Annotated in this window: 11 protein-coding genes; 3 read left to right on the forward strand and 8 right to left on the reverse strand. The window is 71.5% G+C overall.

Annotated features, from left to right (window positions below):
* Positions 1–81 precede the first annotated feature (81 nt).
* A complete protein-coding gene (locus ABZ794_RS07875; protein WP_210784510.1) occupies positions 82–1,233 on the forward strand; it encodes a GNAT family N-acetyltransferase in 1,152 nt (383 codons plus the stop codon).
* Positions 1,230–2,342, forward strand: coding sequence for a GNAT family N-acetyltransferase (locus ABZ794_RS07880; RefSeq protein ID WP_357514803.1), 1,113 nt, complete (start codon positions 1,230–1,232; stop codon positions 2,340–2,342). The genes ABZ794_RS07875 and ABZ794_RS07880 overlap by 4 nt, the downstream gene beginning before the upstream one ends.
* A gap of 67 nt (positions 2,343–2,409) precedes the next feature.
* Here ABZ794_RS07880 and raiA read toward each other — a convergent pair whose 3' ends face one another.
* The 5 genes from raiA to mtrA all read right to left on the reverse strand — a co-directional run bounded on the left by raiA (position 2,410) and on the right by mtrA (position 8,272).
* Positions 2,410–3,045: a ribosome-associated translation inhibitor RaiA gene (gene raiA / locus ABZ794_RS07885; RefSeq protein ID WP_210784508.1), complete on the reverse strand. Its 636-nt coding sequence runs from the start codon at positions 3,043–3,045 to the stop codon at positions 2,410–2,412.
* 244 nt (positions 3,046–3,289) lie between these two features.
* Positions 3,290–3,997 carry a ComF family protein gene (locus ABZ794_RS07890; RefSeq protein WP_357514805.1) on the reverse strand — a complete coding sequence of 236 codons (708 nt, stop codon included), beginning with the start codon at positions 3,995–3,997 and terminating at the stop codon, positions 3,290–3,292.
* A gap of 4 nt (positions 3,998–4,001) precedes the next feature.
* Entirely contained in the window at positions 4,002–5,816 is a 1,815-nt protein-coding gene (locus ABZ794_RS07895; protein ID WP_357514807.1) for an LpqB family beta-propeller domain-containing protein, read from the reverse strand.
* Positions 5,813–7,570 carry an MtrAB system histidine kinase MtrB gene (mtrB, locus tag ABZ794_RS07900; RefSeq protein ID WP_210784506.1) on the reverse strand — a complete coding sequence of 586 codons (1,758 nt, stop codon included), beginning with the start codon at positions 7,568–7,570 and terminating at the stop codon, positions 5,813–5,815. The genes ABZ794_RS07895 and mtrB overlap by 4 nt, the downstream gene beginning before the upstream one ends.
* Before the next feature lie 12 nt (positions 7,571–7,582).
* Positions 7,583–8,272: an MtrAB system response regulator MtrA gene (mtrA, locus tag ABZ794_RS07905; RefSeq protein ID WP_030331519.1), complete on the reverse strand. Its 690-nt coding sequence runs from the start codon at positions 8,270–8,272 to the stop codon at positions 7,583–7,585.
* A gap of 379 nt (positions 8,273–8,651) precedes the next feature.
* On the opposite strand from mtrA, the gene ABZ794_RS07910 reads away from it, so the two are divergent.
* Entirely contained in the window at positions 8,652–8,810 is a 159-nt protein-coding gene (locus tag ABZ794_RS07910) for a hypothetical protein (protein ID WP_210784505.1), read from the forward strand.
* Between the two features lie 94 nt (positions 8,811–8,904).
* Here the strand turns inward: ABZ794_RS07910 and ahcY are convergent, their stop codons facing one another.
* The 3 genes from ahcY to ABZ794_RS07925 form a co-directional block, all read right to left on the reverse strand.
* Entirely contained in the window at positions 8,905–10,404 is a 1,500-nt protein-coding gene (gene ahcY / locus ABZ794_RS07915; RefSeq protein WP_091394012.1) for an adenosylhomocysteinase, read from the reverse strand.
* Between the two features lie 279 nt (positions 10,405–10,683).
* Positions 10,684–11,847 (reverse strand): mannose-6-phosphate isomerase, class I, encoded by a 1,164-nt coding sequence (gene manA, locus ABZ794_RS07920; protein WP_210784504.1) that lies wholly within the window; start codon positions 11,845–11,847, stop codon positions 10,684–10,686.
* Between the two features lie 3 nt (positions 11,848–11,850).
* Positions 11,851–12,858 (reverse strand): cation diffusion facilitator family transporter, encoded by a 1,008-nt coding sequence (locus ABZ794_RS07925; RefSeq protein ID WP_238691100.1) that lies wholly within the window; start codon positions 12,856–12,858, stop codon positions 11,851–11,853.
* Positions 12,859–12,888 lie beyond the last annotated feature (30 nt).

A 12,888-nucleotide genomic window follows, 5' to 3' on the forward strand; every position in this document is an offset into this window, starting at 1 on the left:
ACCCGACATAACTCGCGTCCTGCGCACGCTCCAAACGTTATCCGGTTACGCCGTCGGCGAACGCTACGGCAGGATGCACGAGTGGAGCCCGTGGAGATCATCGAGGACGGCCTGCTGCTGCGGCCCTGGCGGGAGACGGACGCCGAGGCCGTGCACCGAGCCTGCCAGGACCCGGACATCCAGCGTTGGACCAACGTACCGCGCCCGTACCGGCCGGAACACGCCAGCGGATTTGTCACCGAGATGAGCCGGAAGGCCTGGGCCGAGGGCACCGGGGCACCGTTCGCGGTCTGCGACCCGGACACCGGGGAGCTGCTGGGTTCCAGCGGGCTGATCTCGATCGACAAGGACGGCACCGGTGAGATCGGCTACTGGACGGCGCCCTGGGCGCGTGGTCGGGGCGTGACGGTCCGGGCCACCCGGGCGGTGGCCCGCTGGTCGTTCGACAGCCTCGGGCTTCGCCGGCTCGTCTGGCAGGCCGAGGTGGGCAACCACGCCTCCCGGCTGGTGGCCCTCCGGGCCGGTTTCCGGATCGACGGCAGGTTGCGGCTGGCCAACCCGGCGCTGCCCGGCAGCGCGGACGGCTGGATCGGCTCGCTGCTGCCCGGCGAGGTGCCTGCCGCCGGGTCGACCGGTCCGGCCGGACCGGGCACCCTCGCCGCCCTGCGGGCCGCCGTCTTCGGCCGCCCGCAGCCCGTTCTGTTCGCCGAGACCGGGGCCGGCGAGCTGCGGCTGCGGCCCATGGAGGAGAAGGACCTGGACGCCGTGGTGCAGACCTGTCGGGACCCGGAGAGCATCCGCTGGACGACAGTGCCGGACCCGTACGAGCGCGCCGACGCGCAGGGCTACCAGGCTTACGGCCGGGACGCCTGGGCTCGGGGGGACGCCGCCTGCTTCGTGATCGCCGACTCCGACGACAGGTACGCGGGCACGCTCGACCTGCGGCTCTCCCCCGCCGACCCGCTGGTGGCCGACGCCGGCTTCATGACCGCGCCGGCGGCCCGGGGCCGGGGCTACCTGCCCGCCGCGCTGGTAGCGGTCAGCGCCTGGGGCTTCAGCACGTTGGGCCTGGCGCGGATCGAGTGGAAGGCGAATGTGGGCAACACCGCCTCCCGCCGGGCGGCGGAGAAGGCCGGCTTCCTGATCGAGGGAATCGCCCGGGGCGGCGTGCAGCACCGGGGCGAGCGGGTGGACGTGTGGGTCGGGGCGCTTCTCGCGAAGGATCTGGGATGAATCCGCGGCCGGTCGTCGAGGCGCACGGGGTGCGGCTGCGCCCGTTTCGCGCGGAGGACAGCGCCGACGTGGTGGACGGCTGCGCGGACCCGCTGACTCAACGCTTCGTGTCGAACCTGCCGACGCCGTACACCGAGACCGACGCCCGCTGGTGGATCGACGTCGGCGCCCCGGCGGCCTGGACCGGCGGCGGCACGGCGTACGCCGTCGCGGACCCCGCGACCGATCGGCTGCTCGGCGCGGTGGGGCTGAACAACCCGGTGCCCGCTCGGGGTCAGCTGGAGATCGGTTACTGGATGCGACCGGCGGCGCGCGGTCGCGGGCTGGCCACCGCGGCGACCCGCGCACTGAGCGAGCACGCGTTCGCCGCCGGGGCGGCCCGACTGGAGCTGCTCACCGAACCGGAGAACGGTCCGAGCCAGCGGGTCGCGCTGGCCGCCGGCTTCCGCTACGAGGGTCTGCGCCGGTCGGCCGGTGCGTCCCGGGACGCGGGCCGGCACGACCTGCTGGCCTGGGTACGCGTCGCCGGTGATCCGCCCGGCCCTGCCGCCCGGCTGCTGCCCGACCTGCCCGGCGGGGTGCTCACCGACGAGGTGGTGGCGCTGCGCCCACTCGGTCCGGACGACGCGGCGCTGATGTACCGGCTGCACAGCCGACCCGAGGTGGTGGCGAACCAGGCGCCGCCGGTGCCGCCGACCCGCGAGGCGATGGAGCGGCGTTGTCGTCAAGCGCAGAGCGGCTGGCTGACCGGCGAGATCGCCAGGCTGCTGATCACGGACGTGGCCAGCGGCGAGCCCGTCGGCAGTTGCGGCTTGTCGTACACCGACGTGGCCGCCGGCGAGGCGTCGGTGGGCTACGCGTTGCTGCCGGAGTGGCGCGGCCGGGGGTACGCGACGCGAGCGGTCCGGTTGCTCGCGGGCTGGGCGTTCGGCTCGGCCGGTGTCGCCCGACTGTCGGCCGGCACGGTGCCGGACAACACCGCCTCGCACCGGGTGCTGGAGCGGGTCGGTTTTCGGCGCGAGGCCCTTCAGCGCGGCCGGCTGCCCGGGCTGGCCGGCACCCGCCTGGACGACCTGACCTTCGCGCTGCTCCCCGCCGACGTCCGCTGACGGACCATGGAGTTGTGGTGGGCGTTTCCCCACCACAACTCCATGGTCGACGCGGATCGGCTACCGGTCAGGTGGCGAGGGAAATGATGCCGTAGTCGTACGCGTGGCGCCGGTAGACGACGCTGGGGCGGCCGGACTCCTTGTCCTGGAACAGGTAGAAGTCGTGGCCGACCAGCTCCATCTCGAACAACGCGTCGTCGATGGTCATCGGCTCGGCCGGGTGCACCTTCTCCCGGGCGATGTGCCACGGCTGGTCGTCCTGCTCCTCTTCGACCCGCTCCGCGACCGCGGTGCCGGCGCGGGCGCCATCGCTCGGCGCGCTCAGCGCGCTGGGCACCAGGTCCGCAACCGGCAGGCCCGCTGTGGCCTCGGCGACGGAGATCGGCGCGTGCCGGCCCCGGTGTACGCGGCGGCGGTCGGCCGCGCGGCGCAGCCGGGTGTCGAGCTTCGCGATGGCCGCGTCGAGCGCGCTGTAGAAGTCGTTCGTGCAGGCTTCGGCCCGAATCACCGGGCCCCGGGAAACGCAGGTGATCTCCACCCGCTGGCAGTGGTCGGCCTGGCGCGGATTGCGCTCGTGAAACAGCTCGACATCAACGCGAATGAGTTTGTGGTCGTAGCGTTCGATCTTCGCGAGTTTCTCGGCTACGTGTACCCGGTAATGGTCCGGCACTTCGACGTTTCGGCCCTTGACCACGATGTCCACGTGACCTCCCTTGTTCGGACGGTCTTCGATCCGGTTGCCCGGCCGCGCGCCGTGGGGAGACCCGCTGGCGTCGACCGGTTGGTACGGCTACGCCTCCTCTCACCGCCGAGGGTGGTGGAACGACCTCCTACCCCCGACAGCGAAACGCTAACTCCTGTTTGCCCGGCAGTCACCCCATGTTGCCGAGACGGCCCAGGATTTTTCGCAGCTCATACACCAACGGGTGAAACGGAAACACTGTCGGTTACGACTGGTGTCTTTTCTCGGTCGCCGCGAGCACCACCGCGACACTCGGTGCCCATCCTGTCGCGGTCAGCACCCGGCTCGCGGCGGCCAGGGTCACGCCGGTGGTGACGATGTCGTCGAGCAGCACCACGACCGGCGCCGCGCCCCCGGCACGCCCCCGGACCGGCCCGGTCGAGCGGGGCTGGAATGCCGCCTCGGCCGCCGCCGCACGCTCGGCGCTGTCCAGGGTGACCGAGTCGGGCCGGGGCGACGCCCGCAACGGACGGTGCACCCGCACCACCCAGCCGCTCCGGTTGAGCCGGGCCGCGCAGTGCCGGGCCAGCCGGTCGAGGTGGTCCCCGTAGCGGGACCGGGCCGCCGCCGCGGTGTCCGGGACCGGAACCAACGCCAGCGGACGGGCCCCACCGACGGCCGCCGCGACGACCTCGGCGAGCAGCGCGCCGAGCGGGCGAGCGAGCCCGTGTCGGCCGCGTTCCTTGTACGCCAACAGGGTCTCGCGCAGCGGACCCGCGTACGGGCCGAGGGCGACGCAGGACGGCAGGCCCGGCGGGGCGGGGGTGGGGCGGACCGCCAGTGGCCGTAGTGCACCCAGCGCCACGACGCAGGCGGGGCAGACCCCGTGCCGCAGGCCGGGTCGGCGCTCCCGACAACCGGCGCAGTCGGCGGGCAGCACCAGGTCGGCGAGGTCCGCCCAGAGCCCGCTCACCGTGTCAGTAGAGGAAGAACGGCGCCGACGGGTTGCTCGGCCGGACACCGGTCGGCACCGGGGCGATGTCGCGTACCCGGCCGGGCTCGATCCGTTCGAACGGGCTGCTGCGGTAGGCCACCCCGTTCGCCTCGTACATGTACGCCCCGCTGGGCGCCCGCACACCGCGGTTGGTCGGGTACGCGGTCAGGTGGGTGACCTTGGCGCCGAGGTCGGTCCGCAGCGGCGTCTCCAGGGCGCCGTCGACACTGATCTCGTAGATCGCCGGCTGGCCGACCGACCCCGCCACCACCAGCTGGTCCTCCCTGCCCCAGTCGACAGCCGTCGGGTTGGTCAGCGAGGTGACCAGCTCTCGGGGCGGGCCGATGGAGGCCCCACCGCCGTCGAGGTTGACCGCAGCGACGTAGAGACGGCCGCCGGCGATCAGCGCCACCCGCTGGCCGTCCAGCGCGGCGGCCACCGCGGTGACCGCGGCGGAGGGCAGGTTGAGCGGCACCGGATACATCCGGGCCGCCTCGTCGAACCGGTAGAGCTGCCCGTCGGCCACCACCAGGCCGCGGCTGGGGCGGTTGTCGACAGTACGCAGCCAGACCGGTCGGCCGATCGAGGAGTATTCGGTGTCGCTGTGGCTGATCACGGAGACCGGGTCGGCGCCCGTGCCCACGGCGAGTCGGTACCGGTTCTTGCTGCTGCCGGTGACCATCATGGCGGCGAGGATCCGGCGGTCCTTGGCCAGCCCGAGGCTGGCGGAAACGACGTTACGGTTGGCCTCGGGTGTCAACGGCACCGTGCCGCTGGGCTCGCCTTCGAAGTCGAGTGGGTGGATCGCGCCGTCGTACACGCCGAACCGCTGCGGGCTGGCGGCGTACGGATACAGCACCTGGGAGTCTCGGCGCTCGCCCAGGTCCACCACGGGCTGCGCGTTGTTGCGGATCTTCAGCTCCAGCTGACCGGTGAGGTCGCCCAACGACCAGGCGATCTGCGTGATCAACTGATCGATCCCGCTCTGGTCGTCACCGGACATGTCCAGGTTGACCTCCCACCGACCGTTGCCGCCGGTGGCGTTGTTGATCAGCTCGGTGCGGTCCGGCAGCCCGACGACTCCCGGCCGCAACCAGTCGGAGGGGCCGCCGACCAGCCACTTCACCACCTCGTTGACCTGCCGCTCGACCGGCACCGCCTGCGGCCGGTAGCGCTGGTCGGGCACCAGGCGGCTGCGGTCCGAACTCCAGAAGTAGATCGTCTCGTCCTGGTAAAACTCCCGAAGGGCGGTGTCGCTGAGCAGCAGCACGTTGGGCGGGTTGATGATGTAGAGGCCGGCCCGGTCATCGTTGACGCCGCCGTTGAAGGACGCGCTACGCAGGCCGAACTCGTACTCCGTCTCGGTCGCCACGGGTGGAGCCAGGGTGCCGTCGGTCCGCAGCACCCCGATCTGCTGCACGGCGATCTTCACGGTCGTGGTCGAGTCGCTGTTGAGGGTGTAGACCGCCTCGCGCAGCCGGACCACGTTCAGCGCGACCTCGCTGCCCTTCTTGTCCTGTAGACGGGTCTTGTCCTCCGGGGCGATGAACGCCTTGACCCGCTCGTACGCCCGATCCGGCTCGCCGGCGGCGGCGGACAGGAAGTTGCGGACGAACGTCTCGTTGACGCTGCCGCTGGCCGTCCGCGTCGGTGGCTCGCTGCCCCGACTGATCACACCGGCCTCGGTCGCGGCGCCGCCCTTGCCGTCCACCCGCACGTCGGATGCCGCCGGGATGCCACAGCCGGCGCCCAGCAGCACCATCACGCCGAGGGTCCCGAGCAGAGTCGGCCGTCTCACGAGCGCACCTCCGTCCGCTGCCCGTCTCCGGCCGGAGCCGGGCCGATCGCCAGTGCCCCGCCGGTGCCGGGGCCGATGGCCAGTGGTCCACCGTCGCGGGGGCCGCCGAACGGCAGGGCGGCGTCGGCCGGCACCAGCCGCAGCGGTGAGGTGGTCAGCCGATCGCCCGCACGGGCCGGCAGGGTGAGCCGGAACTGCGCGCCCTGCCCGGGAGCACCCCACGCTTCCAGCCAGCCGCCGTGCAGCCGTGCGTCCTCCAGGCTGATCGACAGGCCCAGCCCGGTGCCCCCGGTCTGCCGGGCCCGGGACGGGTCCGCCCGCCAGAACCGGTTGAACACCAGCTTCTCCTCGCCCACCTTCAGCCCCACACCGTGGTCGCGGACGGTGATCGCCACGGCGGTCTCGTCGATGCCGAGGGTGATCAGCACCGGGCGGGCCTCACCGTGCTCGACGGCGTTGCCGACCAGGTTGCGCAACACCCGCTCGACCCGGCGCGGGTCGACCTCGGCGATGACCGGCGTGCCCGGCAGGTCGAGTTCGATCGGTACGCCCACCCGCTCGGCCAGGCCAGCCAGCCGGTCGACCACCCGGTGCACCACCGGCACCAGGTCGGTCGGCTCGGAATCCAGCATGGCGAAGCCCGCGTCGAACCGACTGATCTCCAGCAGGTCGGTGAGCAGTTCCTCGAATCGGTCCAACTCGGCCTGGAGCAGCTCGGCGCTGCGGGCGACCGCCGGGTCGAACTCGTCGCGCTCGGCGAAGATCAGGTCGGCGGCCATCCGGACAGTGGTCAACGGGGTACGCAGCTCGTGGGAGACGTCCGAGGTGAAGCGGCGCTGCAACCGGGACATCTCTTCCAGGCGCAGGATCTGCCGTTGCAGGTTGGTGGCCATCTGGTTGAACGACGCGGCGAGCAGGGCCAGGTCGTCCTCGCCGTTGACCACCATCCGCTGGTCGAGCAGGCCCGCGGAGAGCCGCTGGGCGGTTCGTGCGGCGACCCGGACCGGGTTTACCACCAGCCGGGTGACCAGCGCCGCGAGCAACCCGAGCAGGATCACCAGGGCGACGCCGGTGGCCACCACTGTCGCGCGGGCGTCGGCGGCGGTGACGTCCTGCCGGCCCAACGGGACCAGATAGTAGAGCTCGATCTGGCCGAAGCGGGTGGGCACCGGCGAGCCGTAGACCAGGTATTTGGTGGTCTCGCCGGTGAGTCGCCCGGTGCGGATCTGACTGGCCACCTTGCCGTCGGCGATCGCGGCCCGCAGCTCGGGGCTGATCAGCGACTGCACGTTCGCCGACGGGGAGGTGCGCGTCTGGATGTCGTTGGGATAGTCGTCGGCGGTGATCGCCACCACCACCCCGCTGGTCTGCTGAGGGTCGCCGCCGGCCAGGTAGTTGACAGTGCCGTCGATGGTCTCCTGGAGCTGCGCTTCCTGCGGCTGCCCGTAGAAGGAGACCTGCTTGGCCGCGTAGCTGGCGCCGCTGGTCACCCGCTGCCGGACGTCGCTGCGAGCGCTGTCGAGCAGGATGGTGGTGATCTTGTCAGCGATCAGGAACGCGAACCCGCCGACCAGCAGGCTGGACGCGACCAGCGTGATGGTCACGACCCGGACCTGGAGCGACCGGCGCCAGGTCTGGTGTGCCCGACCAACCGCACGAGCGACCCGACCGCTCACCGCACGCCAGAGCTCCCCGCCGGCGCTGGGCCGGCGGGCAGCCGTACTCGGGGAGGGTGGGGGCGGCGAGGTCGACACAGTGCGACCAGGCTATCCGGTCCCTGCCTTGTAGCCCACGCCCCGCACGGTGAGGATGATTTCCGGTCGCTCCGGGTCCGGCTCGATCTTGGCCCGCAACCGCTGGACGTGCACGTTGACCAGACGGGTGTCGGCCGCGTGCCGGTAGCCCCAGACCTGTTCGAGCAGCACCTCGCGGGTGAAGACCTGACGTGGCTTGCGGGCGAGCGCGACCAGCAGGTCGAACTCCAGCGGTGTCAGCTTCACCTCCTCGTCGTTGCGGCTCACCGTGTGCGCGGGCACGTCGATGGTGATCTGGTTGTCCGGCGGCCCGATGGTGAGCATCTCCGGGGCCACGTCCTCGCCTCGGCGCAGTCGGGCCCGCATCCGGGCCACCAGCTCCTTGGGCTTGAACGGCTTGACCACGTAGTCGTCGGCGCCGGACTCCAGGCCGAGCACGACGTCCACGGTGTCGCTCTTCGCGGTCAGCATGACGATGGGCACGCCGGACTCCGCCCGGATCGACCGGGCTACGTCGATACCACTCATACCGGGAAGCATCAGGTCAAGGAGCACGATATCGGGACGGCTGTCGCGAAAGGCGGCCAACGCCCGCTCGCCGTCCGCCACAAACGAGGGCAGGAAACCCTCACTGCGCAGCACGATGCCGAGCATCTCGGCGAGCGCGGGGTCATCGTCGACCACCAGTACGCGGGCTCTCATGGGATTAATATTGCATCCTCATTCAGTTCGGTGGGACCGGCGTCCGCCGGTAACGCTTCGCGCCGCCGTCAAACCGGTGATCGCGGTCCGCGGCGGCGGCGCCACGGCTGCGGTGCCTGGCGCGCGAACGGGCCGTCGCCAGGCTGCCACCATGATCCCCCTTCGACGCCGCCGGGCGCCACCACAGGCTGGGCCGATCCGGCTGTCGCTATCCGGACGACGGTCAGCCGAACAGCCGAGCCCTCAGTGGCCCCGCCCTCTTCTACCCCGGGCGGGCAGGCGAACACCCCACCGGAGATGTTCACGACAAGCCTCCTGAGCCACTGCCGAGGACCGACGACCGCCCCGGCAGCCAGCCGGCTGTGGCAGGATCCCCGCCGTGAGGGGATTCCTGCCGTGGCTGACGGTGCTGGCCGTGGTGCTGCTGCTCAGCGCACTACGCCTGCGGGCGCTGGCCACCGTGGTGTCGGTCGGCTGGTTGGTCTGGTGCGTCTGGACGTGGTTCCGGCCCACCCGGCGCGGCCCCCGTTCGGGCTGACCCGGCGGCGGACAGACGCTGAGCCCGCCGAGCCGGCGGCGCAGACGACGAACCGGGCCGGCTGCGAACAGCCGACCCGGTCCGGAGATGTCGATCAGTAGCGGTAGTGATCCGGCTTGAACGGACCCTCCGTGGAGACGCCGAGGTAGGCGGCCTGCTCTTTGGTCAGCGTGCTCAGCTTGGCGCCGAGCGCGCCGAGGTGCAGCCGGGCCACCTTCTCGTCCAGGTGCTTGGGCAGCACGTAGACGCCGATCGGGTACTCCTCGGTCTTGGTGAAGAGCTCGATCTGGGCGATCGTCTGGTTGGCGAACGAGTTCGACATGACGAAGCTCGGGTGCCCGGTCGCGTTGCCCAGGTTCAGCAGGCGGCCCTCGGAGAGCACGATGATGGCGTGCCCGTCGGCGAAGCGCCACAGGTCGACCTGCGGCTTGATGTTGATCCGCTCGACGTCGGACCGCTTGGCCAGCCCGGCCATGTCGATCTCGTTGTCGAAGTGGCCGATGTTGCCGACGATGGCCTGGTGCTTCATCCGGGCCATGTGCTCGTTGGTGATGACGTCGAAGCAGCCGGTGGCGGTGATGAAGATGTCGGCCTGCTCGACAACGTCGTCCAGGGTGGCGACCTGGTAGCCGTCCATCGCGGCCTGCAACGCGCAGATCGGGTCCACCTCGGTCACCACGACCCGGGCGCCCTGGCCGCGCAGCGACTCGGCGCAGCCCTTGCCCACGTCGCCGTAGCCCATGACGACCGCCATCTTGCCGCCGATCAGCACGTCGGTGGCGCGGTTGATGCCGTCGATGAGCGAGTGCCGGCAGCCGTACTTGTTGTCGAACTTGCTCTTGGTCACCGAGTCGTTGACGTTGATGGCCGGGAAGAGCAGGGTGCCAGCCCGGTGCATCTCGTAGAGCCGGTGCACGCCGGTGGTGGTCTCCTCGGTCACGCCCTTGATGCCGGCGGAGATCCGGGTCCAGCGCTGGCCGTCCTCGCCGAGCGAGCGGTGCAGCAGCTCGAGGATGACCGCGTACTCCTCGGAGTCGGCGGACTCGACCGGCGGGACCGCCCCGGCCCGCTCGAACTCGGCGCCCTTGTGCACGAGCAGCGTGGCGTCGCCGCCGTCGTCGAGGATCATGTTGGGGCCCTGCCCGTCCGGCCAGGCGAGCACCTGCTCGGTGCACCACCAGTACTCCGGCAGGGTCTCGCCCTTCCAGGCGTACACCGGAACCCCGGCCGGAGCCTCGGGGGTGCCGTCCGGGCCGACGACGATCGCCGCGGCGGCGTGGTCCTGGGTGGAGAAGATGTTGCAGGACGCCCAGCGCACCTGCGCGCCGAGCGCGACCAACGTCTCGATCAGGACGGCGGTCTGGATGGTCATGTGCAGGGAGCCGGTGATCCGCGCGCCGGCGAGCGGCTGCGCCTCGGCGAACTCGCGACGAATCGCCATCAGGCCGGGCATCTCGTGCTCGGCGAGCTGGATCTCCTTACGCCCGAACTCGGCGAGCGACAGATCCGCCACCTTGAAGTCGCCGTCGGCGAGCGTGCTCGGCCGGGCCTCGGACGGCGTGCCGCTGGCGGACGCCGGGAGGGTGCTGGTCATGAAAGCTCCTGTCGAACGATGTCTGCGCCGACCCTCCACCTTACGCGCGTCGCCGACGGGCATCAGGCACGGTCCGCGGACAGCGCACGGGGCGGTCGGTGATGGACGGACCTTCCCGCCCACGTCCCGCCCGCCCCGTGCATCCCCCCGGTTTGGTTCCCCCGCACGTTCTCGGACCGTCGTCGCGATAACGCTGCGTACCCATAGAGTCACACTTAGGCAGGGTGGCGTCAAGCTATTCCGGGAAAGTCGGACTTGTGTCTTTCGCCCGAGCCGAGGTCAGCGCAGCCCGGACGTCGCCACGTACGCCACACCGGCGCCGTCGATCCGCAGCGGCGCTTCCAACGCCGTACCGATCGCCGCCTCGCCCGAGACCAGCGTCAACGCGCCGGCACCGTCGTCCACGGTGATCGAACCGCCGGCGCAGAGCACCACCCGGGGGCCGGGCAACGCCAGCGTCACCGAGGGCACCGCCGCGTCGACCCGCACCCGGTGCAGCGCGAAATCGTCCACCGGCACAGGCCACCAGTCCACGCCCGGGCCGACCGGCTGCGCGGCCCGCACCGGATCGTCGAGCACCTCGAAGCGCAGCACCCGCAACAACTCGTCGACGTCCACCCGCTTCGGGGTCAGGCCGCCGCGTAGCACGTTGTCGCTGGCCGCCATGATCTCCACGCCGCAGCCACTCAGGTAGGCGTGCAGGTTGCCGGCGGGCATCCAGATCGCCTCCCCCGCCTCCAGCCGCAGGTGGTGCAACAGCAGCGCGACCAGCGCACCCGGATCCCCCGGGTACGCCTCGGCCAACCGGCGGGTCAGCTCCGCGTCCGGGCCGTCGGTCGGCGCTGCCACCACCGCTGCCAGCAGGTCGTGACGCCTGGCGACCGGCCAGGCGAGCAGTGTCCGCACCGCCGTCCGCAACCCCGCCGGGCCGGCCCGCAACGCCGCGACCACCGGCGCCAACGCCGGTACGCCGAACGCGGCGAGCGCCTCGGCCGACTCCACCGGATCCCGGAAACCGCACAGCGCCTCGAACGGGGTGAGCGCGACAAGCAACTCCGGCTTGTGGTGCGGGTCGGAGTAGTTGCGCTGCCCCTCGGAGCGCCCCGCCTCCGCCGCGTAGCCGGCCTGCGCCTGCTCGGCGTCCGGGTGGGCCTGCAGGCTCAGCGGAGCGTCGGCCGCGAGCACCTTGAGCAGGAACGGCAGCCGGCTGCCGAACCGTTCGGACACCCGCTGGCCGAGCCACTGCCCTGGTTCGTCCCGCACCAGGTCACAGAGGCTCACCCGCAGGCCGGCGCGATCCACGTGGGCCGGAGCGCCCGGGTGGGCCCCCAACCACAGCTCCGCCTCCGGACCCGCGCTCGGCACCGATCGCCCCTGAAGGAGGGCGATTGCCGAGCGCGAGCCCCAGGCGTAGTCCCGGATCGGCCCGTACAGTGGCTCCACGCGTCAGCCCCCGGGCCGCCCGGCCGCCTCGCCCGACGTGTCCTGCGGCTGCGGCACTGCGGTGTCGGCCGCGGCACCGGTGCCGGCCTCGGCGGCAGCCGCGCTGTACACGTCCGGCTCCAGATAGATCACCCGGGCGATCGGCACCGCGGCGCGGATCCGCGCCTCGACGGCGTTGATGCCGCGCGCCAGGTCGCGGGCGCTCTCCCACGCCGGAACGGCGATCTTCGCGGCCACCATCAGCTCTTCCGGGCCCAGGTAGAGCGTCTTCATGTGGATGATCCGCTCCACCTCGGGGCCTTCGGTGACGGCACGCTCGATGGCGGCCACGTCGGACGCCTCGGCACCCTCACCGAGCAGCAGGCTCTTCGTCTCGATGGCCAGCACCACGGCGATGACGACCAGCAGGATGCCGATCATCGCGGTGCCGGCGGCGTCCCACTCGCCGTTGCCGGTGATCAGCGTCATGGTGACACCGAACAGCGCGAACACCAGACCGACCAGCGCGCCGAGGTCCTCCAGGAGCACCACCGGCAGCTCCGGTGCCTTGGCCCGGCGGATGAAATGCACCCAGGACTGGTTGCCCCGGACGTGGTTGGACTCCTTGATGGCGGTCCGGAAGGAGAACGACTCCATGATGATCGCCGACACCAGCACGACCACCGGCAGCCAGTGCCAGGACTCGATGCCACCCTTGTGATGCCACTTGTGGTACGCCTCGTAGAGCGCGAACAGGCCACCGATGCTGAACAGCACGATGGACACGATGAACGCGTAGATGTAGCGCTCCCGGCCGTACCCGAACGGGTGTTCCGGGGTGGCCGCGCGCTTCGCCCGCTTGCCACCGAGCAGCAGGAGGCCCTGGTTGCCGGAGTCGGCGACCGAGTGGACCGCCTCGGCCAGCATCGACGACGACCCGGAGAGCAGGAACGCGATGAACTTGGTGACGGCGATGCCAATGTTGGCCAGCAGGGCGGCGACAATCGCCTTCGTCCCACCGTTGGCGCTCATGCCACCGCTCCGCTTCGCCGCACGAAGCCG

This window comes from Micromonospora sp. NPDC047187, from assembly GCF_040643355.1.
Lineage (GTDB): Bacteria > Actinomycetota > Actinomycetes > Mycobacteriales > Micromonosporaceae > Micromonospora > Micromonospora salmantinae.

What these genes read in the sequence shown, in the direction of transcription:
- mtrA (WP_030331519.1), bottom strand. Translation starts at nt 8,272, where the DNA reads ATGAGAGCCCGCGTACTGGTGGTCGACGATGACCCCGCGCTCGCCGAG.
- ABZ794_RS07880 (WP_357514803.1), top strand. Translation starts at nt 1,230, where the DNA reads ATGAATCCGCGGCCGGTCGTCGAGGCGCACGGGGTGCGGCTGCGCCCG.
- ahcY (WP_091394012.1), bottom strand. Translation starts at nt 10,404, where the DNA reads ATGACCAGCACCCTCCCGGCGTCCGCCAGCGGCACGCCGTCCGAGGCC.
- ABZ794_RS07925 (WP_238691100.1), bottom strand. Translation starts at nt 12,858, where the DNA reads ATGAGCGCCAACGGTGGGACGAAGGCGATTGTCGCCGCCCTGCTGGCC.